Here is a 23,520-nt window from a genome sequence, read left to right as displayed (position 1 = left end):
AGGTCTTTTTTCTATAAAAACATCTTATAAGTATGTATAGTATTTAATTCTAAGTAGTTACATTTTTTTTATATCTTTAAAGAGCTATTGAATAGTTTCTTTATGAAAAAGAAAATAATCTTACTTGTTTTTGCACTTTTACTTATTGGTGCATATTTTGGTTATAACTATCTCTATCAAGATCACAGAGACATACAAGCAGAAGTAGCAGACTATTCAGTTAAAGCATCAGATTTTATTACAGAATTCACTTCAGATTCTGAAACAGCACAAACAAAATACTTAAATAAGACTATTGTAATAGAAGGAGAAATTACAACACAAACAAACAATAGTATTACGCTAAATAATTCCATTTTCTGTAGTTTACTTGAAACTAACCCAGTTAGTGAAAGTCAGAATATTAAAGTAAAAGGTCGTTGCATTGGCTACGACGATTTACTTGAAGAAATTAAACTCGATCAATGTTCCATAATCCCAAACTAAATGAAAAAAATAATCATGCTCGCATTGCTATTACTAGCAATGCCGGTCTTTTGTCAGGACGATTTACTTGACGAAATTGACCAAGAATCACCCGAAGACAATTATGCCACCGCTACATTCAAAGGCTTAAAAATTGTAAATTTTGAATCTACTAAACTTACTGCAAAAAAGGAATTCACCTTCGTTGTAGCGCATAGATTTGGCACCGTTAAAAATGGCTTCGACAGTTTTTTTGGACTCGATGATGCTGTAACACGTTTAAACTTTATCTACGGTGTTAATGATTGGCTTAATGTAAGTGTATCTAGAAGTTCTTTTCAAAAAATATATGAAGGTGCACTTAAATACCGATTAGTAAAGCAGAAAAAAGGTGGTTCTCCATTTACAATTGTAGGCTATAATTCTATACTTATAAATACGGCCTTAGATGAAAATAATTTACCTAGATTAGAATTCGAAAACCGGTTAGGGTATGCTACTCAGATACTTATTGCGCGAAAGTTTAATAAAAATCTGTCCTTGCAATTAGCACCTACACTATTTCATGATAATTATGTTGCTGACAATACGCAGGATAATACGCAATATGCTATAGGAATTGGTGGAAGGCACAAGCTGACTAAACGTTGGTCTGTGAATATAGATTACGGATGGCACCTTAACAGATCTAGCGCTTCACCTTTTAAAAACCCTCTATCCATAGGGTTTGATTTAGAAACTGGTGGACACGTATTCCAAATGCATTTTACAAATGCCCAAGGTATGAATACAAACACATTCCTCGGGCAAGGCACAGGAGATTGGGGTGATGGAGATATCTTTTTTGGATTTAATTTAAGTCGTGTATTTTAAAAATTAGTGAAAGATGAAAACATTTAAATATATCATAGGAATAGCTTTAGTGACATTAAGTTACAATTGTACTAGCGTTAGCGAAGAAGATTTAATTGATAATACACCACCGCCAGATTTTGTGAATTTTGAAGAAGACATTAGAGTCATATTCGAAAACAACTGTTGGCAATGCCACGGAACTACACCGCAATTTGGCGCTCAAACGTCTCTAGTCTTCTATGACGAAGTTGTTTTTGGAATAGAAAACAATAACGTAATTGGTCGAATTTCATTACAGCCAGGAGAACCTGGTGCAATGCCTTTAACTGGAGTTAGACTTCCACAAAACCTTATTGATTTAATCATCCTTTGGGAAGAAGAAGGTTTTTTAGAAAGTCCATAATGGTATAATTGTTGAAACTTAATTTTAAAACACTTTAAAATGAACAGATTAATACCCATAATACTCCTGTTTTTTACAGTTAGTATTGGTGCACAAGGAAAGTATCTTACCAAAACCGGAACCGTGACGTTTGAGGCATCTGTACCTTCATTTGAAGAAGTAAAAGCCACTAATAATAACACTACAGCTATTATTAATACTAAAAATGGTGAATTTGCAGCCTTAGTATTAGTTAAAGGTTTTAGGTTTAAAAATGCTCTAATGGAAGAGCACTTTAACGAGAATTATGCAGAATCTGACCAATACCCTAAAGCAACTTTTAAAGGTGATATTTCTGGGTTTTCGTTAGATAAAGTTTCAAATTCAAATACTAAGATGACATACAATGGTTCATTAACCTTTCATGGTAAGACAAAAGCACTTAACGGAGAAACACTAAATGTCTCTAAAGGAAGTGATAACAATCTTATTATATCTGGAGAATTAAAATTGAATGTAGCCGATTTTGATATTGAAATTCCAAAAATTGTAAGTAATAAACTCTCTAGAGAAGTTAGTGTGATTTATGAATTTCAATTGAATAAAAAATAAAAGAAAACGTAATAGTAATAAAAAAGACCAACGTTTCAGTTGGTCTTTTTCTATGCTTTAAAATATAAATTTATTGTTTTACAAACCGCTTGGTTTGCGTAGCTTCATCACTAGTTAATTTTACCAAGTAAACACCACTTCTCCAGTTCGACACATCAATTGTAGTATCATTGTTAAATAATTGACCACGATAAATTTGCTTACCAAGTACATCGTAAGCCTCAATATTATACTCTCTACTTGCATTATAGCTAATACCTATATTTAGATTTCTACTACTTGGATTCGGTGATATCGTGAAACGTACAGGGTTTAACTGAAAGTCATCATTACTTAATACATTATTATTTGCTAAAACAGCACCTCTACCTCCAGAATGAAATCCAAATGAATTATTAGTTCCAGCACCGCCTTTAGCCCAAACCAAGGTAAATGATGCTGGTGGAGAAGTAGGGAAATCATAATCATTTGCGTCTCCAGTATCTCTATCTCTTGTAGCTACTACAGTTCTCGTTGAACCACTTATATCATTAGAACTCAATGACCAATCTGATGAAGAATCCGCTGGTGGAGTTCCATTAGAACCAGGCATTCTTCGGTCTTGAATGCTGTTATTAGTGTAGATAACAACATCTCCACTACCATCTGTATCATTAAATTGTCCCATTTGGCTGCCTATAGAATACACAACATTTGATATACCAACACCTAACCATTCATTGGATGGCCCAACCATAGTCATTGTAACAGTTGAGGACGTTACATCAAACTTAACGGTGTACCCTGTAGTTAGAGTAACATCTCCAGTTGTCCAATTTTGCGAAAACCCAAAACAGGAAGTAATTAAAAAACATAACAAAGTAATTTTTTTCATAGTATTTAAGATTTATGGAGGAGGTTAAGGATTTTATTTATTTTTTCGTCATTAAGACTAATAGCATAGTCCATTGCGGACTTATTGACGTTATTTTTTATGGTAAAGTCTGCATTAGCGTTTGCTAATTTTTCCACGATACTATAGTTTTTAAACAGTACAGCATAATGCGCAGCAGTTACCCCTTTTTCATCAGTAATATCTGGATTTGCATCATGAGCTAATAAGATGTCAACAATAGTATCGTAACCTTTAACTGTTGCAGCCATTAAGGGAGATCCGTATGATGTTTTGGCATTAATATTAGATACTTTTGTTACCAAAAAAGACACAATATCTTCATGCCCATAATAACATGCTAATACAATAGGAGAGTAACCCGATAATTCTTCTTGATTAATTACTTTAGAATCAATAGTGTAAAGTTTCTTTACTATTTCTAAATTACCAGAACGACATGCATCAAAGATATTCTCTTGTGCACTTAGGCCTGAGGTAACAAAGAAACTAAGTAGAAAAAATAGTAATAATTTCTTCATAGCTTGGGGTTTACGACCACCAAGTTATAAAAAATATCAATACACTAGTACTTGATTATCAAAAAATTAGCCTATTTACTTAAATACATTTTACGGCGCGAGTACAAATCATAAAACTCATCATCCTTTAAGCTATCAATAAATAAGATACTTTCTCCAGTACTCTTCATTTCTGGACCCAGCTTTTTATTTACATTAGGAAACTTATTAAACGAGAATACCGGCTGTTTTATAGCATATCCGTCTAATTGAGGCTTAAAGTCAAAATCAGATAATTTCTTTTCGCCTAACATGACCTTTGTAGCATAGTTCACATAAGGTTCTTTATAAGCTTTTGCTATAAAAGGAACCGTACGAGATGCTCTTGGGTTTGCTTCAATGATGTATACCATATCGTCCTTAATGGCAAACTGAATGTTAATTAAACCAACCGTATTTAGAGCTAAAGCAATTTTATGCGTATGATCTTTAATTTGTTGTAGTACAAATTCTCCTAAATTAAATGCTGGTAAAGTTGCATTACTATCACCAGAGTGGATACCACATGGCTCTATATGCTCCATAATACCAATAATGTACACATTTTCACCGTCACAAATTGCGTCAGCTTCCGCTTCTATGGCTCCATCTAAATAATGATCTAGAAGTAATTTGTTATTTGGTATTTTGTGTAATAAGTCTACAACATGTTCCTCTAATTCTTGTTTATTAATTACAATTTTCATGCCTTGACCACCTAAAACATAGGAAGGTCTCACAAGAATCGGGAAATTAAGTTTATCAGCAACTGCAAGAGCTTCATCAGCGGTTTCTGCAGTATCAAATTCTGGATATGGAATGTTGTTTTCTTTTAATAATGTTGAAAAACTACCTCTATCTTCAGCAACATCAAGCGCATTGAATGTAGTGCCCATGATCTTTACACCATAGCGCTCAAGTTTTTCTGCAAGTTTTAAAGCGGTTTGTCCTCCAAGTTGCACAATAACGCCTTCTGGTTTTTCATGTTGAATGATATCGTAAATATGCTCCCAAAATACAGGTTCAAAATAGAGTTTATCCGCAATATCAAAATCTGTAGAAACCGTTTCTGGATTACAGTTAATCATTATGGTTTCGTACCCACATTCTGATGCCGCTAAAACACCATGAACACAACAGTAATCGAACTCTATTCCCTGACCAATTCTATTAGGACCAGAACCAAGTACAATTATTTTCTTCTTATCTGTTACAATACTTTCATTATCGACCAAAACCGTACCATCTGGACGTTCTACTTCACTTTCGAAAGTTGAGTAATAATATGGTGTTTGTGCTTTAAATTCTGCAGCGCAGGTGTCAACTAATTTATAAACTCTATTAATATTAAATTCACGACGCTTGTTATACACTTGACTTTCAAGACAATCGAGCATATGTGCTATTTGGCGATCACCATACCCTTTTTGTTTTGCTTCGAGTAACAAGTCTCTATCAATGCTATCGATATTGTATTTTGAAATTTCTTTAGAAAGCTGAAATAACTCTTCGTACTGCTTTAAATACCACATGTCAATCTTCGTAATTTCGTAGATACGACTTAAAGGAATACCCATTGCAATGGCATCATAAATTACAAAAACACGGTCCCAACTTGCATGCTTTAATTTTTCGATAATGGTGTCATAATCTTTGTACCCTTTTCCGTCAGCACCTAACCCATTTCGCTTAATTTCTAAGGATTGCGTAGCTTTATGAAGCGCTTCTTGGAACGAACGTCCAATACCCATTACCTCACCTACTGCTTTCATTTGTAAACCTAAAGTACGGTCTGAGCCTTCGAACTTATCAAAATTCCAACGAGGAATCTTTACAATTACGTAATCTAATGTTGGTTCGAATAATGCTGAAGTAGATTTCGTAATTTGATTACTAAGCTCATCCAATGTGTAACCTAAGGCTAACTTTGCGGCAATTTTAGCAATTGGATAACCAGTTGCCTTACTCGCTAATGCTGATGAACGAGATACACGAGGGTTAATTTCGATAGCAATTATCTCTTCTTCTTCATCTGGACTTACAGCAAATTGCACATTACAACCACCGGCAAAATCACCTATACTACGCATCATATGAATGGCCATATCACGCATTTTCTGGAAGGTTTTATCAGATAAAGTCATTGCTGGTGCTACCGTTATAGAATCACCAGTATGAATCCCCATTGGATCCATATTCTCAATGGTACATATAATAACTACATTATCATTTTTATCTCTCAAGAGCTCTAACTCGTACTCTTTCCAACCCATCATCGCTTTATCGATCATTACTTCGTGGATTGGAGAAATTTCTAAACCTCTTGTTAATGCCTCATCAAACTCATTTTCGTCATAAACTATTGATGCTCCAGCACCTCCTAGAGTAAAAGAAGCTCTAATACATAAAGGAAAACCAAACTCTTGTGCTATTTCTTTACCTTTTAAGAAAGACGTAGCAGTTGCTTGAGGTGCCATACCTACACCTATTTGAGTCATTAATTCCCTAAACTTCTCACGATCTTCAGTAATATTAATAGCATCAATATCTACACCAATAATATTTACACCAAAATCCTCCCAAATTCCTTTCTCATCTGCTTCAATACATAAGTTCAAAGCCGTTTGTCCACCCATAGTAGGCAAAACTGTATCTATTTGCGGATGCTCCTTTAAAATTTTAATGATAGACTTAGTGGTCAAGGGCAGTAGATAAACATGGTCTGCCATTGACGGGTCAGTCATAATTGTAGCGGGATTAGAATTTATAAGAATAGTCTCTATGCCATCTTCTCGTAATGAACGTAGGGCTTGAGAACCTGAATAATCGAATTCGCAAGCTTGCCCTATAATTATTGGTCCTGAACCTATAAGTAAAATGGATTTGATGTCTTTGTTTTTTGGCATGGGTTTAATTTATATAGTTTGACAAAAATAAATATCGGTTGGGTACAAAAAAAGGCGTTAACTATAAGTAACGCCTTTAAAATATTAACAATTGTTAATCATTATTTTTTATGTCTTAATTCAGATGAAACAGACAATTTCTTTCTTCCTTTTGCTCTACGACGAGCTAAAACTTTTCTACCATTAGCAGAAGCCATTCTTTCTCTGAAACCATGCTTGTTTCTTCTCTTTCTTTTTGACGGTTGAAACGTTCTTTTGCTCATTGTCTTATATCTTTAAAATCTTCTATTAAAATTTAAAAAATGGGTGTTTTCCCAAAACTGCGTGCAAATATACAACAAGTTTTTACTTTACCAAGGCTTAAATTAAAATTATTTATAATTGTTTTCTTAACTTTGCCATCCGCAATTTAAACCTAAAAAATGTTCAATAAAAACATAAAACTAGTCATTACTGCATTAATAATTGGTTATGCTATTTATCAATTTATAGAAGGCTATATTGGTAATGGTATAATGTATATACTTTTATCTACTGTATTTATCTTTCTATATTTTAAAAATGAAATGATACTTCTTGCATTTTTTAGACTTCGAAAGCAAGATTTTGTGGGTGCTAAAAAATGGTTAGATAAAATTAAAAAGCCAGAATCTGCATTAGTGAAAAAACAACAAGGTTATTTAAACTTCCTAAACGGAATTATGGTTTCACAGACTAATATTAATGAAGCCGAAAAATATTTTAAGAATGCCATAACCCTTGGCTTATCAATGGACCATGATTTAGCTATGGCAAAGTTGAACTTAGCCGGAATTGCTTTTAGTAAGCGTAGAAAGCAAGAAGCGCAAAAGTTGCTTGCAGAAGCTCAAAAATTAGACAAACGAGATATGCTAGCGCAACAAATAAAAGACATGAAACAGCAGATGAAAAAGGCGTCAATACCACGGCAGCAATATGGTCAGCCAACATCATCTAGACAATACAGACGTAGCAGACGATAAAAAAAAGCTCAATTGAATAAATTGAGCTTTTTTTGTCTATTTATAGTAACCTTCTTTTGGAATCTTAATCTGATATAACTTCTTTGACTTATTATTAAGGTGTGGTTCGCGTAGCCATGGATTATGAATTTTTAAAATTTTGTAATTAATTCCAAAGCGCTCAGCAAATTTTGTAAAGTCTGTTACTGCAGTATCAACAGCTACTTCGTATGTTGGTACGTTATTATATAGGTCGTTCTCTGTAAAGTTAAACCCATACTTACTTGGGTTATTCAATATTTCTTTAAGGGCAACAATTCTAAACATATAACGACCAGTTTCTTCCCCTAATAATAAATCGTAATAATCAGATACATTTTGGCTTTTAAGACGTTTGGCAATACCTGCCTTACCTGCGTTGTAGGATGCAGCGGCTAAGGTCCAACTTCCAAACTTAGTTTTAGCTTCTTTTAAGTATTTGCATGCCACACGTGTTGCTTTTTCGAGATGGTATCTTTCGTCTACATTAGTATTAATTTCTAATCCATTCTCTCTCCCCGTAGTTCTCATAATTTGCCAAAAGCCTCTTGCTCCTGCTGGTGATACCGCATTTGTTAATCCACTTTCTATAACTGAAAGGTACTTAAAGTCATCAGGTATACCATTCTCCTTTAATATTGGTTCTATGATTGGGAAATACTTTTGAGCACGCTTAAACATTAGTAATCCGTTAGATTGCCAATAGGTATTTACTAAAAGCTCTCTATCCATGCGCTCATAAATATCTGGGTTTTCCAACGGCATAGCTTCTCCTGCAAAATTTAAATCTTTTGGCACATCTAATGCGTAGATATTATAATCGTTTATAACTGGTTTTTCGTTCCCATCAACTACAGGTTCTTCAGGTGCTTTTTGCATGGCAAAGATAAATAGACCTGATAGGGCTATTAATCCAATAAGTGAAAGTATATTTTTCAGTATTTTCATAACATTTCTTTTGTTTTAAATGTATTAAATTATAGTGTATTATTCAAGCTTCACCTAGAATTAGCTTTGGTAAATTTTCGTTAAACCACTTATATTTATTTATAATCATAATGTGTGTACCACCTTTAATAACAATACAATCACCCACACAAGAATGAGGAAAAACACCATCTTTATCTCCATGTATATATATCGCATCTTCATTAGGCGATTCTTGATCCCAACAAACAATTTGCTGTATTGCCCAATCTAAATAGTCTTTGTCATTAACAGACATGTATTTTTTATACAACTCTACGCGCTTATTAATTGAGTTACCAAGGGAGTAACGAGAAAGTAACTCTACATTACTTGCCAAACGTGTAGGCAGAATCTTATATGCTTTTGTATACTTTAAAAGTTTAATTCGTTTTGGTAATTCGTAGTGTGATTTGACTGAAGAAACAACAAATAACTTTCTAAACTTCATATACTTACTCATCTCTTGCACCAAGATACCACCGAAAGAAACGCCAAGTAAAACTACGTTCTCATGCACTATATCAGTAATCATTCGTTTAGCGTAAGATTCTAAAGATTCTTCTTTTTGGGGAATTTTCCATTCTAACCAATGAATTTCAAATTGATCTTCTGGTAACTTAATATACTCAAAAATCACTGGACTTGCAGCCATTCCTGGCATTAAATACACATGTATTTTTTCGTTCTCCATTGTATGATAAAGGTCACTTTTTTATCCGTGACACCCTCTGTAATATACTGTAATTATGAGACTTATGAGCTGATAATCTCTAAGTCAGTTATTTTTTGTACCTTTGCACAAATCTATACAAAATATAGCATCTACCCTAGCCAGCCGCTAATTTAAAAAACACAATAGATTATGACAGAGACTGCTGAGTTAATTGACAATGAATTTTTACGTCAATTTGAATTAAAGGTTGAAAATGAAATGGCCATTGTTGAATATTCACTTCAAGAACGAAAAATATTCTTAACTAAACTAATTATTCCTGAGGCCATACGAACAAGAGAGTTTGAATTAGAGTTCGTGGATATGGTTTTTAATAATATTAAAGAACGAAACATATGTGTTGTTCCTACAAGTCCAGAAATTGCCAAATTTGTTAGAGGTAATAGAAAGTACAAACGTATGTTACCTGTTGGTATAAGAATATAACCATACCATCCTATACAATAAAAAAGCACCTATCTATCAGGTGCTTTTTTATTGTATATATTAAGTGTCTTAGTATAAAAACTGGTCAGAGATTTTAATTATAGGCGTTTCAACTCCATCTTCTAATTGCAGCATGTCACCATTAGTTACGAGCGTATAAAGTGTATTATTAATAGTTATTGTCGCATTACCATCATAATCCCAAGTAAATTCAGTTGCATTAGAAACTATCATATTCTCTTGATTTGTAACACTGTGAATTTCTAACCCATTGGTAGTATCAGAAAATACTAATCTATAATTTGTAGTTTCGTTATTGTTTACTGTCACTCTTTCCCAAGTACCTAAAATTTCTGATGAGACGTCTATTTCTGAAACATCATTTGAACAGGATGTCACAAATACTACGAGGGTGATTAGTATTAACTTGGTAAATTTATAAGACATAGTAGGTTGTTTATTGTGCGGTAAACATAATCTAAGCAAAAGCAATTGAAGTAAAAATCAGGTAAATTACTTATTTAATCGACGTATAATACTAGTTGAGAAAGTCAAACCTAACTAAACCGTCCTCATCAATTTTTGTCAACTCAACTGAATGTAATGTATTAATTAGCTCTGGATTCCAAGGTGCTTTTACTTTTACATAGTTTTCTGTAAAACCATGAATATAACCTTGTTTATTTTCTCCTTCGAATAATACTGTTCTTTTAGATCCTATTTGACTCTCGTAAAAAGCGCGTCTCTTTTTCGCAGATAAACCTCTCAACATTTTACTTCTTTTAGTTCTAACGTTCTTTGGTACTACTCCGTCAAATGATGCGGCTTCTGTATTATCGCGTTCAGAATACGAAAACACATGAAGGTAAGAAATATCTAAATCAGATAGATAGTTATAAGTGTCTAAGAACAATTCATCTGTTTCTCCAGGGAACCCAACAATAACATCTACTCCAATAGAGGCATGCGGCATAACTTCTCTTATTTTAGCAACGCGATCTGTATAAAGTTCTCGCATGTAACGGCGTTTCATCTTTCTTAAAAGCTCATTACTACCGCTTTGTAAAGGTACGTGAAAATGTGGTACAAAAGCTCTAGAGTTAGATACCAATTCTATGGTTTCATTCTTCAATAAATTAGGTTCTATAGAAGATATGCGTAATCGTTCAATTCCCTCAACTTTATCAAGTTCAGTGACTAAGTCTAAAAAAGTATGCTCATGCTTTTTATTACCAAATTCGCCTTTGCCATAGTCACCAATATTAACTCCTGTAAGCACTATTTCTTTTATGCCTTGTTTTGAAATCTCCTTGGCATTTTTTAGAACATTATCCATGGTATCACTTCGAGAAATACCTCGAGCTAATGGAATTGTGCAATACGTACATTTATAATCACAACCATCTTGAACTTTTAAAAAAGCTCTTGTACGATCACCTATAGAATAACTGCCGACATAAAAATCAGCATCTTCGATTTCGCAAGAATGAACTTCGCCAAAATCATTCTTAGATAAATCATTTATATAATCTGTGATTTTGAACTTCTCAGTAGCACCAAGTACCAAATCAACACCATCCACGGTGGCTAACTCCTCAGGTTTAAGCTGTGCGTAGCAGCCCACGGCTGCTATAAAAGCATCAGGATTAACGTTCTGAGCTTGCTTTACAATAGTTTTGAATCGCTTATCGGCATTCTCAGTAACAGAACATGTATTTATTACATAGATATCCGCATTTTCTTTAAAATCTACACGATCAAAACCTTCATTGATAAAGTCTCTGGCAATAGTAGAGGTTTCAGAAAAATTAAGCTTACAACCTAATGTATAAAATGCAACTTTTTTTCTAGCGTTCATTCTTGTACTTTTACTCGATAATCGAGATTTGATATTTGAAAAACTATCTTAAACTTAAATTAATCACAATTAAGTGGGCATTGAGTTATCAAGGTTGCAAATTTACAATTAAAACATAAAATGCTAAAACAAATACTAAGCTATAGACTCTTATTCCTAAGCTATGTAGCTATTGCTTTTTTAGCATTGCTATTCTCCTCTTGCAGTAGTTCAATTGACTCTGAAAAAAACCACTTGGTTTTTAGGTACAATGAGCATAGAAATATAAGTTCATTAGATCCTGCATTTTCTAAAGATTTGGCTGACATTTGGGCAACAAATCAGATATTTAATGGCCTAGTACAAATGGATGATAGTCTTAATGTAAAGCCATCAATTGCAAAGTCATGGACCATTACAGATAGTGCAAAAACATATACATTCAAACTTAAATCAGAGGTTTACTTTCATAAACATCAATTATTTAAACAAGATTCTACGCGAACAGTAAAAGCTCAAGATTTTGAATATAGCTTTAATAGACTCAAAAACAAATCATTAGCATCTCCAGGAAGTTGGGTTTTGGGTAAGGTTGATTCATTTTCAGCTGTAAATGATTCTACGTTTCAGATTAAACTTAAACAGCCATTTCCAGCATTTCTAGGTTTATTAACCATGAAATATTGCTCTGTGGTTCCGAAAGAAATAGTAGAGTTTTATGGTAGTGATTTTAGAGCAAACCCAATCGGTACTGGTCCATTTAAGTTTAAACGATGGGAAGAAAATATAAAACTAGTATTGCGTCGTAACTCCAATTATTTTGAAACAGATAAACAAGGAAAGCAATTGCCCTATCTTGAAGCCGTTGCTGTTACTTTTTTACCTGATAAACAAAGTGAGTTTTTACAATTTGCGCAAGACAATATTGACTTTGTCTCAGGTTTGGATGCCTCATACAAAGACGAAATACTTACATCCAAAGGCAAGTTGAAATCAAAATATGCCAATGATGTAAATATGATTCGAGGCCCATATTTAAATACCGAATATTTGGGGTTTTTTATGGAATCTGATGTTACTGAAGTCCAATCACAGTTATTACGTCAAGTCATAAATTTAGGGTTTGACCGAAGTAAAATGATAACTTACCTGCGCAATGGTATTGGTATAGCTGCCACGGGTGGTTTTATTCCCAAGGGGTTGCCCGGTTATAGCGAGAATATTGGGTATTATTATAATCCGGAAAAAGCCAGAAAGTTGCTTAGTACTTTTGAAACTAGTACTGGAATCTCTAATCCAAAAATAACTTTGACTACAACAAGTAACTATCTTAATTTTTGCGAATATATTCAACGAGAGCTTCAAAAAATTGGGCTTGAAATCATTGTGGATGTCATACCTGCATCGAGCTTAAAAGACTTAAAAGCTAATGGACAACTTGATTTTTTTAGAGCAAGTTGGATCGCCGATTACCCAGATGCAGAAAATTACTTGTCTTTGTATTATAGTAAAAACTATGCCCCTAATGGTCCAAACTATACGCATTTTAATAATGAACTGTTTGACGAATTATACGAACAGGCATTCTTAGAAACTGATCCCGAAAAGCGTTCTTATCTATATACAAAAATGGATAGCTTGGTAATGAAGTCTGCACCAATTGTACCATTGTTTTATGATGAGGTGGTACGTTTTACAAGAAAAAATGTACGTGGATTAGGAATAAATGCAACAAATCTTTTGGACTTAAGACTCGTAAGAAAAACTCAATAATAAAATTAATTTCTTCTGTACTTCTGGGTAAGTTCAAAAACAGTCTCTAAAATGGCTTTATCCTTTTCAGAAAATTCAACATTACGTCTTTTCATAACAACTTCCGCAACCTCAAATGCTTTACTGGTCTTATAAGTTACAAATCCCTTACTGCCACCCCACGAAAAACTTGGTACAAAATTTCTTGGAAAACCACTACCAAAAATATTAGAGCTTACACCAACAACTGTTCCTGTATTAAACATGGTATTTATTCCACATTTACTATGATCACCCATCATTAAACCACAAAACTGAAGCCCCGTTTTAGCAAAACCTTCAGAGTTATAATCCCAAAGTCGAACCTCAGCATAGTTATTTTTTAAGTTAGAATTATTAGTATCTGCACCAAGATTACACCATTCTCCTAAAACAGAATTTCCAAGAAATCCATCATGTCCTTTATTAGAATACCCAAAAACTACTGAATTATTTACTTCGCCACCAATTTTACTATAAGGGCCAACAGTTGTGGGTCCGTAAACTTTAGCGGCTAATTTTAATACACTATTATTACATAATGCAAACGGACCTCTAACAATACTGCCTTCCATAACCTCTGCATTTCGACCGATGTAAATTGGTCCACTACTGGCATTAAGTGTTGCAAAATTTAGTTTGGCTCCTTTTTCTATGAATATGCGTTCTGGATTAATTGTATTTACTGTCGAAGGAATAGGCTGTGATTGTCTTCCTTTTGATATCAATTCGAAATCTTCAGTAATAGCTTCTCCGTTTTTAGAAAAAATATCCCATGTATTTTCGATTTTAATAATGTCGTTATCAAACTCTATAGCTTCAAAATTCGAAAAATCGTCGTGCTCTGCGCCTTCTTCTACACAAAACGCAACTACATCATCATCTTTAAAAATAGCTTGATTGACCTCCAAATTTTTAATCAGGGCAATAATTTCATGATTTGGTAAATACGATGCATTTATCATCACATTAGTTTCCATTTCAACCATAGGAAACTTATCTGACAAATAGTCTTCAGTAATTGTAGTTGTTGTATAATCTAAATGTGATTCCCATTTTTCTCTAATGGTGAGAATACCAACTCTAATATCAGCTACTGGTCTTGTATATGTAAATGGTAACAAGTTGTTTCTGTTAGGACCATCAAAAAGTATATAGTTCATGAAGACTTAAGTTAGACAATTTAATTTCAAAAGTAGCTTAAATCCCTAAAACAAAAAAGCCTTTCTGAATTCAGAAAGGCTTTTAAAAAATATCTTATTGCTCGCTTATTTTTTAAACTTAGCATATTTGTTTTTAAACTTATCGATACGACCAGCTGTATCTACTAATTTAGATTTACCAGTATAGTAAGGATGAGATGTTCTAGAGATTTCCAATTTTACTAATGGATATTCAACACCATCAACCTCAATAGTTTCATTTGTATCTGCTGTAGATTTAGTTAAAAACACATCGTCGTTAGACATATCTTTAAAAGCTACTATTCTATAATTCTCTGGATGTATATCTTTTCTCATCACTAAATGCTTTACTAATTTTTCGATTTTTTCGAGGTGCAAATTTAATTATTTTTTATAAAACTACAATCTTTTTATTCTTTTTTATTTTTTCTGTTTTTGTAACGTTTCACTATATTTATATACATACTAACTGATTAACCAATAAACACTAAAAAAATCATGGAAAAATCTTTAAAGTCAACAGCAGTAAATCAAGGTCTTTATCTTGGACTGATACTTTCGACATTAACAATTATAGGATACGTAGTATCTCTTGAGCTATTTACAAAATGGTGGTTTGGGATAGCGTTACTCTTATTAGTTATTATATTCGGAATAGTATCCTCAATGAAGTCAAGAAGTCTTCTTGGAGGCTTCATAAGTTTTAAGCAAGCATTCACAGCTTACTTCATTACTGTATTAGTAGGTATTTTAATCAGTTCTGTCGTTAGCATTGTTATTTTCAATTTTGTTGATCCTGAGTCTGCAGTTGTTTTACAAGATATGATTATACAGAATCAAATGGCAATGATGGAACGCTTTGGAGCGCCTCAAGAAAGTATTGACGCTGCAGTACAACAAATGGAAGCTAATGGCAACATGTACTCCATTGGTAATATCTTCAAGTCTATTGCTTATCAACTTGTAGGATTTAGTGTTGTAGGTTTGATTGTAGCTTTAGTTGTTAAAAGAAAAGACCCTGATGCAGCTTAATAATTTTAACTAAATTTGGAGTCTTAAACATAAGACAACTAAATAACATGAATATATCTATAGTTATTCCGCTTCTCAACGAAGCTGAGTCGCTAACAGAATTACACGATTGGATTGTATCTGTGATGCAATCCAATTCGTTTTCCTATGAAATCATATTTATAGATGATGGTAGTACTGATGATTCATGGCAAACTATCCTCAGCTTATCAAAAAAGGATAGTAATATAAAGGGAATTCGCTTCCTTAAAAACTTTGGCAAATCTCAAGCTTTACATGCAGGTTTTGACAAAGCTGAAGGTGATGTGGTTATTACAATGGATGCTGATCTACAAGACAATCCCGAAGAAATACCAGAACTTTATAATATGATCACTGAGGAGAATTTTGATTTGGTATCTGGTTGGAAAAAAAAGCGCTACGATTCTGTAATTGCTAAAAATTTACCTTCAAAATTATTTAATTGGGCTGCAAGAAGAACCTCTGGTTTAAAACTACATGATATCAATTGTGGCTTAAAAGCTTATAAAAAAGTTGTAATTAAAACTATTGATGTTAACGGTGAAATGCACCGTTATATACCTGTTTTGGCAAAAAATGCTGGATTTACTTCTATTGGAGAGAAAGTGGTGAAACACCAAGCAAGAAAATATGGCACTACAAAATTTGGTATGAATCGTTTTGTAAATGGATTCCTAGATCTTATTACTATTTGGTTTATTTCTAAGTTTGGTAAACGACCAATGCACTTATTTGGAGCCCTTGGCGTTATCATGTTTTTAATTGGGTTTACTTTTGCTTTTTATATGGGAGTTGACAAATTATTCCTTCATAGAAGTGGCAGACTAATTACAGAACGTCCAACATTTTATATTGCATTAGCAACAATGATTATTGGTACTCAATTTTTTATTGCTGGATTTTTAGGCGAACTTATTTTAGGCTCAAAACGAGATAATAAACGTTACCTTGTTAAAGAGCATCTGAATCTAGATTAATTTTAGATTAAATAACACTTCACACACTACTTCGTTTTTGTAATTGTGTACTTTTGCACCTAGAATATTATAATACATGCTTCATATAGAACCTGAAATACAAGAAAAAGTAAACGAATGGCTTACGCCTACTTTTGATATTGATACCCAAAATAGCATAAAGCAACTCATTGCTAATAATCCAAAAGAACTTAAAGAAAGCTTTTATAAAAATCTAGAGTTTGGTACTGGTGGAATGCGCGGTGTAATGGGTATTGGTAATAATCGTATTAATAAATATACATTAGGCAAAAACACTCAAGGTTTAAGTAATTACCTAAAAAGTGTATTTACTGGCGAATCAATAAAAGTGGCAATTGCTTACGATTGTAGACATAACAGTAAGTCTTTTGGTAAAGTTGTAGCAGATGTATTTTCTGCTAATGGTATCGAAGTGTATTTATTTGAAGATTTAAGAGCTACGCCCGAGTTATCGTTCGCATTAAAACATCTCGGTTGTCATTGTGGAATTGTACTTACTGCATCTCACAATCCACCAGAATACAACGGGTATAAAGTATATTGGCAAGATGGTGGACAATTGGTTCCTCCTCAAGATGCCGAAATAATTGCAGAAATAAACAAGCTAGAATATTCCGAAATAAAGTTTGAAAGTGATTCAGACTTAATTCATTATATAGGAAAAGAAGTAGATGATGTATTTATTAATTCGTCTGTTGAAAATGGAAGTTTTAATACATCACAAGAGGCAAAAGACAATTTTAATATTGTGTTTACATCACTGCATGGTACCTCAATAACTGCTATTCCTGAAACATTAAAACGAGCAGGTTATAATAACGTTCATATTGTTGAAGAACAAGCTGAACCAAACGGCGATTTCCCAACAGTACAATCTCCTAATCCCGAAGAGCCTGAAGCCCTGAAAATGGCAATAGAATTAGCCGAAAAAACTAATGCTGATATTGTTATTGGTACTGACCCAGATAGTGACCGATTAGGTATTGCAGTAAGAGACTTGGATGGTAAGATGATACTACTTAATGGTAATCAAACTATGGTAGTGATGACCGAATTTTTACTAAAACAATGGAAAGAAAGCGGAAAGTTAAACGGAAATGAATTTATAGGCTCTACAATAGTATCAACGCCAATGATGAGTGTTTTAGCTGATGCCTATAATACTGAAATCAAAATTGGCCTTACTGGCTTTAAGTGGATAGCAAAAATGATTAAAGATTTCCCTGAACTTGATTTTATTGGTGGTGGCGAAGAAAGTTTTGGGTTTATGGTAGGTGACTTTGTAAGAGATAAAGATGCAGTTACCTCAACGCTTTTAGCTTGTGAAATTGCAACTCAAGCAAAAGCAAAAGGTAGTTCGTTTTACAAGGAATTGGTATCACTATACACAACACATGGGTTTTACAAAGAACGCCTTGTTTCTATAGTTAAAAAAGGAATTGAAGGTGCTGAAGAGATCAAACAAATAATGATTGATGCACGCCAAAACCCTTTGAAAGAAGTTAATGGAGAAAAAGTAGTATTGATTGAGGATTATAAATTATCTAAGGCAAAAAACCTTCAAACTCATGAAGAGTATGATATAGATATTCCAAAATCAAACGTATTAATATATTACACTGAAGACGGAAGTAAAATTGCATTAAGACCTAGCGGTACTGAACCGAAAATTAAATTTTATATTAGTGTAAACGCTACACTTGACAATATGTCCGACTTAAGTAAAACGGAGCAATTATTGGAATCTAAAATTGACACCATTTTAAAAGACATGAACATTTAGATAAAAGGAAGTTGAATAAAATTTAAAAATTAATTGTTAGAATTTTTTTAAATTTTTTAATACGAGAACGAAGTGTTTACACACGTTCTTAATTTTATGATTATGATGGACATAAAAATTATCAAAATTTAAACGTGTGAACTATTTCAAAAAAATAATTCGCTTTGCTTTACCATACAAAACCTATGGTATACTTAACATAATATGTAATATTTTCTATGCATTATTCTCTGGATTATCATTCATGGTTTTAATGCCATTATTAGAAGTGCTATTCAAGAAAGATGCAGTTAAGATAACTGAAAAACCTACATATAATGGGTTTACTGAGTTTGCAGATTATTTTAGCGATAGCCTTAATTATTACATTTCAGATTTGGCAGGATCTGATGCTTCAAAAGCATTGACGTTCGTGATTGTTTTAATTATTAGTGTCTTTTTCTTGAAGAATTTATTTAACTACTTAGCAATGTATTTCATTACCTTTTTACGCAATGGTGTATTAAAGGATTTACGCAATGCTTTGTACGATAAAACCTTAGAGCTACCGATATCATTCTATTCTGAAAAACGAAAAGGGGATATATTGGCCCGATTTGGAACAGATGTATTAGAAATTCAACATTCATTTCTATCCATTTTAGAATTATTATTTAGAGAACCACTTACAATTATATTTACTATAGCTTTTATGCTTACTATTAGTGTAAAGCTTACCATTTTTGTATTCATATTTATACCTGTATCCGGATTTATAATCTCTTTAATTGGCAAGAGTTTAAAACGAAAATCGGACAAAGTTCAGTCAGAGCAAGGCACATTTCTATCTATATTAGAAGAAACACTTGGTGGATTAAAAGTCATTAAAAGTTATAATTCTGAAGGAAGTTTTGCGTCTAAATTTCAGAATTCTACAAGCAGATTTTTTAAATTCTCAAACTCATTATTAAACCGAACAAACCTAGCAAAACCAACTAGCGAGTTTTTGGGTATAGCTGTAATTGGCGTACTACTTTGGTTTGGCGGTCAAATGGTATTAGTGGATGGCACTCTTAAAGGCGAACAATTTTTAACTTTTATGGGGCTTGCCTATAACATTCTTACACCAGCAAAAGCTATAAGTAAAGCCAGTTATAGCGTTAAAAAAGGAAATGCTGCAGCCGAACGTGTCTTGGAAATTTTAAATACTCAATCACCTCTTGGTGATAAAGAACACGCAAAATCAAAAGAAACCTTTGATTCTGAAATTGCCATTGACAACATCGCTTTTAAATACGAAGATGATTTTGTGCTAAAAGATTTTACTTTAAAAGTGCCTAAAGGTAAAAGTGTTGCTCTTGTAGGGCAATCTGGAAGCGGAAAAAGTACAATTGCAAATCTTGTTACACGATTCTACGATGTTAACAATGGTACAATTTCTATAGATGGTGAAAATATTAAAGACTTAAAAAAGGCATCACTTCGTGGTTTAATGGGCTTAGTAACTCAAGACTCAATCTTATTTAATGATAGCGTAAAAAATAATATTCTATTAGGTAAAAAAGATGCTACTGATGATGAAGTCATGGAAGCCTTAAAAATTGCAAATGCATGGGAATTTGTAAAAAACCTTCCTAAAGGCATTGAGACCAATATTGGTGATGCTGGTGGAAAATTATCTGGTGGACAAAAACAGCGTTTGAGTATTGCTCGTGCGGTATTGAAAAATCCTCCAATAATGATTTTAGATGAGGCAACTTCTGCCTTAGATACTGAAAGTGAACGTTTGGTGCAAGTGGCTTTAGAAAACATGATGAAAAACAGAACATCTATAGTTATAGCACATCGTTTATCTACCATTCAAAATGCTGACCAAATTGTAGTTATGTCTAAAGGTAAAATAGCTGAGCAAGGTACCCATAGCGAGCTTATAACAAAAAATGGCGTTTACAAGAAGCTAGTTGAAATGCAGAGTTTTGATTAATTACTACAATAAGCTCAAAACAATTTAGTCCTCAACTGTTAACTTATAACTTTTCACTAATAACTCCTAACTCTTAACTCTTAACTCTCAACTCTTAACTCTCAACTCTCAACTCTTAACTCTTAACTCTTAACTCAAGATTAAACCTTTTCTTAGTACCTTAGTCAAAGCAATAAACTCAATCCTCCTTGACTGACGAATTAGACTTAATTGCGCGATTACAAGACAATGCCTCAAAAGAAGCCGCTTTTAGAGAGCTACTCAGCACCTACAAAGAACGGTTGTATTGGCATATACGTAAAATTGTAATAAGCCATGATGATGCCGATGATGTGCTTCAGAATACATTTATAAAAGTATTTAGAAGCATTGATAAGTTTAAAGGCGAAAGCAAGCTTTATTCCTGGATGTACCGTATTGCGACAAATGAGTCTATAACGCACATTAATAAAAATGCGAAACGACATAAAATTTCTAGCGAAGAGATACAAAATAATGCAATAAATAACCTCAAGGCCGATGTGTATTTTGAGGGCAGCGAGATTCAATTAAAGCTTCAAAAAGCCATTGCAACGTTGCCACAAAAACAACAAATGGTTTTTAACATGAAATATTTTGACGATATGAAGTACAAGGAGATATCAGAGATTTTGGAAACAAGTGAAGGTGCGCTCAAAGCTTCCTATCATATTGCAGTAAAGAAGATTGAAACGTTTTTGACCTCAGATTAAACTTTTAAGTCATCTGTTAGTCATAGATATAGACACTGACGTAAGTTCAGCATAAAATGAAAAAAGATAAATTACATACTATTACATCAAGTGGTTTTAAAACACCCAAAGATTACTTTGAATCTTTTAACGAAAAGCTATTTGATCGTTTAGAGGAAGATAAATTAATTGAAGGTATAGATGCCCCTGGGTTTAGTATTCCTGATAATTACTTTGATAATATCGAAGACACCATTATTAGTAAGCTTGACACAGATGGTGAAACCCCGGTAATTTCCTTATTCTCAAAAACTAGATTGTATTATATAACAGGTATTGCTGCGTCTTTGCTATTGCTTTTTGCAATTTTTACCAATACAACTAATAGTGATGAATTATCAGTAGAAATGGTAGAAACTTATCTCGAAAGTAGAGATTTAGATAGTTATGAGTTGGCTGAGTTATTAGCAGATGCTGATATGCTTGAAGAAGAATTTACGATAACTGAGACCGAATATAGCGAAGAAAATTTAGAAGAGTATTTATTAAATGAAGTTGATTTAGAATCTATTTTAGAATAACACGTACACGAAAGTCTTTAAGTAAAGACTTGAAAAATATAACAATTAACACATGAAACGAGCATAAAGTTTCTTCATTTTAATTTGTTTAAAAAAATGATTAAAGTTTATGAGAGTTCCTGAATGTATTTAAATTTTTTGAACATTCAGAAAACAAAAAATTTCAAAGCAGATGAAAAAATTAGTAACATTAACCCTCATAATGGTAGGCTTATTGAGTTTTGCCCAACCTGGAGGCAAACGAATGCAACAGCGCATAAAGACCCAAAAGATTGCTTTTATTACTGAAAAATTAGGTCTTACAACACAAGAGGCACAACAATTTTGGCCAATTTACAATGAGTTTGAAGCCACAACTGAACGTATTAAAACTCAGGAATTGCGCTCTATAAGACAGCAATTTCGTAAAAACCCAGACATGTCCGATAGTGAAGCAAACAAATTACTTGATAGACTTGTAAATGCCGACACAGCTATGCATAATGCTAAAATGAAATTGATAAACGATTTAAAATCTGTCATACCAGCAGTTAAGATTATAAAACTCAAAGCCGCTGAAGATGAGTTTAATAAGCAATTACTTCAAAAACTCAGAGAGTTTAGAGAACGTAGAAACAAGAATTAAAAAAAGCTCCATATGGAGCTTTTTTTATTTAAATATAAGTTTACTTATTCGTCCTCTACCAGCAGCATAGGCTACAGAATCGTTTAAAAATCGAATCGTATAAAAGCCTTCATCACTAAGATGCTTCCAACTTTCTCCAGCATCATTACTGTAGTCAATACCTTTAAACCCAATAGCTACTAACTCTTGAGCATTACTATTTGGTACATACTGTACACAACTTCTGTAACCAGGAGATTGTCCATCAGCAACAACTTGCCAAGTCTTTCCACCATCTTGAGTTCTTATCTTATTAGATAGTGTATCATTAGGTTTTGTATAATCGCCTCCGATGGCAAAGCCATTATTTTCATCATAAAAATCTACAGAATACATACCTGTAGTTGGTTTCCCTTGTACTATTGGTGTGTCAAAAACTTGCCACGAATTCCCTTTGTCAGGAGAGTATAATATACGACTAGATGTTCCTCCAGTAGCCACCCAAGTATTATCACCGACTATAGCAATATTGGTATCGCTTGCTGCAAATGCCGCTTCACCATCGTTAGCTTTTGGCAAGTCAGTGCATGATATTTTGTTCCACGTATGACCACCATCACGGGTAATAATTATACTCATGCAATCGTCTGTAGGATCACCAATAGCAATACCTTCATTTTCATTCCAGAAATCCATGGAATCGTAGAATACTTTTTCGTGATGTTCTTCATAAACTAATTTCGGATTTTTTGCTTTTCGGTTTAGTTTGTAAAGCTTTCCTGGATTTCCAACAGAAATTACAAACATATTACCATATACGATTTCTATTGCTCTAAAATGAAGTGGCTTTTCTTCATGAGTTACGATGTGCTTAAAATAGTTTTCAGAATTACTAAGTTTAAGGTTATCAATATCAAATTTCAATTCTTTATTTAAAGCGTATTTACCAAAATGGTCGGATGATCCATAGAATAGATAATCTTTATTAAAATCCAATGCTCTTGCACTTAAAATAGAATCTCTAATTATAGTGTCTATAGTCACTTTTGATATTATTTCTGGTCTTTTGTAGTCATCTTTACATGAACAAAAAAAGACTAATAAAAAAAGTATATAAGTGTATTTCATTTGATAAATTTTTTCTAAAAATAGAAAAGCCAAACGAATAAACGATTAAACCTTTCTACAAATAAACATTTAATCTTAAATTTGCACGCT

The 23,520-nt window shown here is 33.0% G+C and carries 25 protein-coding genes; 14 read left to right on the top strand and 11 right to left on the bottom strand.

Annotated features, from left to right (window positions below; translation table 11 throughout):
- The first annotated feature begins 102 nt into the window (after positions 1–102).
- From ED556_RS06075 to ED556_RS06060, 4 genes are read left to right on the top strand one after another with little or no spacing between them, the layout of a single operon-like run.
- Positions 103–486 carry a hypothetical protein gene (locus ED556_RS06075; RefSeq protein ID WP_296320732.1) on the top strand — a complete coding sequence of 128 codons (384 nt, stop codon included), beginning with the start codon at positions 103–105 and terminating at the stop codon, positions 484–486.
- Complete coding sequence (locus ED556_RS06070; protein ID WP_296320727.1) at positions 487–1,338, top strand: DUF5777 family beta-barrel protein; 852 nt, start codon at positions 487–489, stop codon at positions 1,336–1,338.
- A 13-nt stretch (positions 1,339–1,351) separates the two neighbouring features.
- Positions 1,352–1,723, top strand: coding sequence for a hypothetical protein (locus ED556_RS06065; RefSeq protein ID WP_296320724.1), 372 nt, complete (start codon positions 1,352–1,354; stop codon positions 1,721–1,723).
- Positions 1,724–1,762: 39 nt separating this feature from the next.
- A complete protein-coding gene (locus ED556_RS06060) occupies positions 1,763–2,314 on the top strand; it encodes a YceI family protein (protein ID WP_296320723.1) in 552 nt (183 codons plus the stop codon).
- A gap of 70 nt (positions 2,315–2,384) precedes the next feature.
- Here the strand turns inward: ED556_RS06060 and ED556_RS06055 are convergent, their stop codons facing one another.
- The 4 genes from ED556_RS06055 to rpmH form a co-directional block, all read right to left on the bottom strand.
- Positions 2,385–3,188 (bottom strand): T9SS type A sorting domain-containing protein, encoded by an 804-nt coding sequence (locus tag ED556_RS06055; RefSeq protein ID WP_296320720.1) that lies wholly within the window; start codon positions 3,186–3,188, stop codon positions 2,385–2,387.
- Between the two features lie 5 nt (positions 3,189–3,193).
- The gene (locus tag ED556_RS06050; protein WP_296320717.1) at positions 3,194–3,727 is read right to left on the bottom strand and encodes an ankyrin repeat domain-containing protein; all 534 of its coding nucleotides are present in this window, start codon (positions 3,725–3,727) and stop codon (positions 3,194–3,196) included.
- A 71-nt stretch (positions 3,728–3,798) separates the two neighbouring features.
- Positions 3,799–6,651 carry a carbamoyl-phosphate synthase large subunit gene (gene carB / locus ED556_RS06045; protein WP_296320715.1) on the bottom strand — a complete coding sequence of 951 codons (2,853 nt, stop codon included), beginning with the start codon at positions 6,649–6,651 and terminating at the stop codon, positions 3,799–3,801.
- A 101-nt stretch (positions 6,652–6,752) separates the two neighbouring features.
- Complete coding sequence (rpmH, locus tag ED556_RS06040) at positions 6,753–6,914, bottom strand: 50S ribosomal protein L34 (RefSeq protein WP_296320712.1); 162 nt, start codon at positions 6,912–6,914, stop codon at positions 6,753–6,755.
- 159 nt (positions 6,915–7,073) lie between these two features.
- Between rpmH and ED556_RS06035 the strand changes: the two genes are divergently transcribed.
- Positions 7,074–7,652 carry a DUF2892 domain-containing protein gene (locus ED556_RS06035; protein ID WP_296320709.1) on the top strand — a complete coding sequence of 193 codons (579 nt, stop codon included), beginning with the start codon at positions 7,074–7,076 and terminating at the stop codon, positions 7,650–7,652.
- Between the two features lie 36 nt (positions 7,653–7,688).
- Here ED556_RS06035 and ED556_RS06030 read toward each other — a convergent pair whose 3' ends face one another.
- Together ED556_RS06030 and ED556_RS06025 are read right to left on the bottom strand one after the other, a co-directional pair.
- A complete protein-coding gene (locus ED556_RS06030) occupies positions 7,689–8,618 on the bottom strand; it encodes a lytic transglycosylase domain-containing protein (RefSeq protein ID WP_296320706.1) in 930 nt (309 codons plus the stop codon).
- Positions 8,619–8,661: 43 nt separating this feature from the next.
- Positions 8,662–9,330, bottom strand: coding sequence for an alpha/beta hydrolase (locus tag ED556_RS06025; RefSeq protein ID WP_296320703.1), 669 nt, complete (start codon positions 9,328–9,330; stop codon positions 8,662–8,664).
- A gap of 171 nt (positions 9,331–9,501) precedes the next feature.
- Between ED556_RS06025 and ED556_RS06020 the strand changes: the two genes are divergently transcribed.
- On the top strand, positions 9,502–9,798 hold the full coding sequence (locus tag ED556_RS06020; protein ID WP_296320700.1) for an N-acetyltransferase: 297 nt from the start codon (positions 9,502–9,504) through the stop codon (positions 9,796–9,798).
- A gap of 69 nt (positions 9,799–9,867) precedes the next feature.
- Here ED556_RS06020 and ED556_RS06015 read toward each other — a convergent pair whose 3' ends face one another.
- Entirely contained in the window at positions 9,868–10,245 is a 378-nt protein-coding gene (locus ED556_RS06015; RefSeq protein WP_296320697.1) for a hypothetical protein, read from the bottom strand.
- 91 nt (positions 10,246–10,336) lie between these two features.
- On the bottom strand, positions 10,337–11,656 hold the full coding sequence (gene mtaB, locus ED556_RS06010; protein ID WP_296320691.1) for a tRNA (N(6)-L-threonylcarbamoyladenosine(37)-C(2))-methylthiotransferase MtaB: 1,320 nt from the start codon (positions 11,654–11,656) through the stop codon (positions 10,337–10,339).
- Between the two features lie 120 nt (positions 11,657–11,776).
- Between mtaB and ED556_RS06005 the strand changes: the two genes are divergently transcribed.
- Positions 11,777–13,408 (top strand): ABC transporter substrate-binding protein, encoded by a 1,632-nt coding sequence (locus tag ED556_RS06005; protein WP_296320688.1) that lies wholly within the window; start codon positions 11,777–11,779, stop codon positions 13,406–13,408.
- A gap of 5 nt (positions 13,409–13,413) precedes the next feature.
- On the opposite strand, the gene ED556_RS06000 is transcribed toward ED556_RS06005, so the two are convergent.
- Together ED556_RS06000 and ED556_RS05995 are read right to left on the bottom strand one after the other, a co-directional pair.
- Positions 13,414–14,589 carry a GlmU family protein gene (locus ED556_RS06000; RefSeq protein WP_296320685.1) on the bottom strand — a complete coding sequence of 392 codons (1,176 nt, stop codon included), beginning with the start codon at positions 14,587–14,589 and terminating at the stop codon, positions 13,414–13,416.
- Positions 14,590–14,694: 105 nt separating this feature from the next.
- Positions 14,695–14,946, bottom strand: a complete 252-nt coding sequence (locus ED556_RS05995; protein WP_296320682.1) for a type B 50S ribosomal protein L31 — start codon at positions 14,944–14,946, stop codon at positions 14,695–14,697.
- 162 nt (positions 14,947–15,108) lie between these two features.
- Here ED556_RS05995 and ED556_RS05990 point away from each other — a divergent pair, with 162 nt between their 5' ends.
- From ED556_RS05990 to ED556_RS05960, 7 genes are all read left to right on the top strand, one after another.
- A complete protein-coding gene (locus ED556_RS05990; RefSeq protein ID WP_296320680.1) occupies positions 15,109–15,642 on the top strand; it encodes a DUF4199 domain-containing protein in 534 nt (177 codons plus the stop codon).
- A 47-nt stretch (positions 15,643–15,689) separates the two neighbouring features.
- Positions 15,690–16,640 carry a glycosyltransferase family 2 protein gene (locus tag ED556_RS05985; protein WP_296320677.1) on the top strand — a complete coding sequence of 317 codons (951 nt, stop codon included), beginning with the start codon at positions 15,690–15,692 and terminating at the stop codon, positions 16,638–16,640.
- Positions 16,641–16,716: 76 nt separating this feature from the next.
- Entirely contained in the window at positions 16,717–18,444 is a 1,728-nt protein-coding gene (locus tag ED556_RS05980) for a phospho-sugar mutase (RefSeq protein WP_296320675.1), read from the top strand.
- 136 nt (positions 18,445–18,580) lie between these two features.
- The gene (locus tag ED556_RS05975) at positions 18,581–20,407 is read left to right on the top strand and encodes an ABC transporter ATP-binding protein (protein WP_296320670.1); all 1,827 of its coding nucleotides are present in this window, start codon (positions 18,581–18,583) and stop codon (positions 20,405–20,407) included.
- A gap of 188 nt (positions 20,408–20,595) precedes the next feature.
- Positions 20,596–21,138, top strand: coding sequence for an RNA polymerase sigma factor (locus tag ED556_RS05970; RefSeq protein ID WP_296320667.1), 543 nt, complete (start codon positions 20,596–20,598; stop codon positions 21,136–21,138).
- A gap of 56 nt (positions 21,139–21,194) precedes the next feature.
- On the top strand, positions 21,195–21,698 hold the full coding sequence (locus tag ED556_RS05965; RefSeq protein WP_296320665.1) for a hypothetical protein: 504 nt from the start codon (positions 21,195–21,197) through the stop codon (positions 21,696–21,698).
- Positions 21,699–21,870: 172 nt separating this feature from the next.
- The gene (locus ED556_RS05960) at positions 21,871–22,323 is read left to right on the top strand and encodes a hypothetical protein (RefSeq protein WP_296320662.1); all 453 of its coding nucleotides are present in this window, start codon (positions 21,871–21,873) and stop codon (positions 22,321–22,323) included.
- 24 nt (positions 22,324–22,347) lie between these two features.
- Here the strand turns inward: ED556_RS05960 and ED556_RS05955 are convergent, their stop codons facing one another.
- The gene (locus ED556_RS05955; RefSeq protein WP_296320658.1) at positions 22,348–23,430 is read right to left on the bottom strand and encodes an oxidoreductase; all 1,083 of its coding nucleotides are present in this window, start codon (positions 23,428–23,430) and stop codon (positions 22,348–22,350) included.
- Positions 23,431–23,520: the final 90 nt, after the last annotated feature.

This window comes from Winogradskyella sp., from assembly GCF_003712105.1.
GTDB lineage: Bacteria > Bacteroidota > Bacteroidia > Flavobacteriales > Flavobacteriaceae > Winogradskyella.
This window is presented reverse-complemented; position numbering and strand designations above follow the sequence as displayed.

Bases quoted from the DNA above. Each gene is read 5' to 3' on its own strand.
- ED556_RS05995 (WP_296320682.1), bottom strand. From the start codon at position 14,946: ATGAGAAAAGATATACATCCAGAGAATTATAGAATAGTAGCTTTTAAA.
- ED556_RS05960 (WP_296320662.1), top strand. From the start codon at position 21,871: ATGAAAAAATTAGTAACATTAACCCTCATAATGGTAGGCTTATTGAGT.
- ED556_RS06015 (WP_296320697.1), bottom strand. From the start codon at position 10,245: ATGTCTTATAAATTTACCAAGTTAATACTAATCACCCTCGTAGTATTT.
- ED556_RS06065 (WP_296320724.1), top strand. From the start codon at position 1,352: ATGAAAACATTTAAATATATCATAGGAATAGCTTTAGTGACATTAAGT.
- ED556_RS06030 (WP_296320706.1), bottom strand. From the start codon at position 8,618: ATGAAAATACTGAAAAATATACTTTCACTTATTGGATTAATAGCCCTA.
- ED556_RS05980 (WP_296320675.1), top strand. From the start codon at position 16,717: ATGCTTCATATAGAACCTGAAATACAAGAAAAAGTAAACGAATGGCTT.
- carB (WP_296320715.1), bottom strand. From the start codon at position 6,651: ATGCCAAAAAACAAAGACATCAAATCCATTTTACTTATAGGTTCAGGA.
- mtaB (WP_296320691.1), bottom strand. From the start codon at position 11,656: ATGAACGCTAGAAAAAAAGTTGCATTTTATACATTAGGTTGTAAGCTT.
- ED556_RS06025 (WP_296320703.1), bottom strand. From the start codon at position 9,330: ATGGAGAACGAAAAAATACATGTGTATTTAATGCCAGGAATGGCTGCA.
- ED556_RS06035 (WP_296320709.1), top strand. From the start codon at position 7,074: ATGTTCAATAAAAACATAAAACTAGTCATTACTGCATTAATAATTGGT.
- ED556_RS06055 (WP_296320720.1), bottom strand. From the start codon at position 3,188: ATGAAAAAAATTACTTTGTTATGTTTTTTAATTACTTCCTGTTTTGGG.
- ED556_RS05955 (WP_296320658.1), bottom strand. From the start codon at position 23,430: ATGAAATACACTTATATACTTTTTTTATTAGTCTTTTTTTGTTCATGT.
- ED556_RS06050 (WP_296320717.1), bottom strand. From the start codon at position 3,727: ATGAAGAAATTATTACTATTTTTTCTACTTAGTTTCTTTGTTACCTCA.
- ED556_RS05965 (WP_296320665.1), top strand. From the start codon at position 21,195: ATGAAAAAAGATAAATTACATACTATTACATCAAGTGGTTTTAAAACA.
- ED556_RS05985 (WP_296320677.1), top strand. From the start codon at position 15,690: ATGAATATATCTATAGTTATTCCGCTTCTCAACGAAGCTGAGTCGCTA.
- rpmH (WP_296320712.1), bottom strand. From the start codon at position 6,914: ATGAGCAAAAGAACGTTTCAACCGTCAAAAAGAAAGAGAAGAAACAAG.
- ED556_RS06060 (WP_296320723.1), top strand. From the start codon at position 1,763: ATGAACAGATTAATACCCATAATACTCCTGTTTTTTACAGTTAGTATT.
- ED556_RS05990 (WP_296320680.1), top strand. From the start codon at position 15,109: ATGGAAAAATCTTTAAAGTCAACAGCAGTAAATCAAGGTCTTTATCTT.
- ED556_RS06070 (WP_296320727.1), top strand. From the start codon at position 487: ATGAAAAAAATAATCATGCTCGCATTGCTATTACTAGCAATGCCGGTC.
- ED556_RS06005 (WP_296320688.1), top strand. From the start codon at position 11,777: ATGCTAAAACAAATACTAAGCTATAGACTCTTATTCCTAAGCTATGTA.
- ED556_RS06000 (WP_296320685.1), bottom strand. From the start codon at position 14,589: ATGAACTATATACTTTTTGATGGTCCTAACAGAAACAACTTGTTACCA.
- ED556_RS06075 (WP_296320732.1), top strand. From the start codon at position 103: ATGAAAAAGAAAATAATCTTACTTGTTTTTGCACTTTTACTTATTGGT.
- ED556_RS06020 (WP_296320700.1), top strand. From the start codon at position 9,502: ATGACAGAGACTGCTGAGTTAATTGACAATGAATTTTTACGTCAATTT.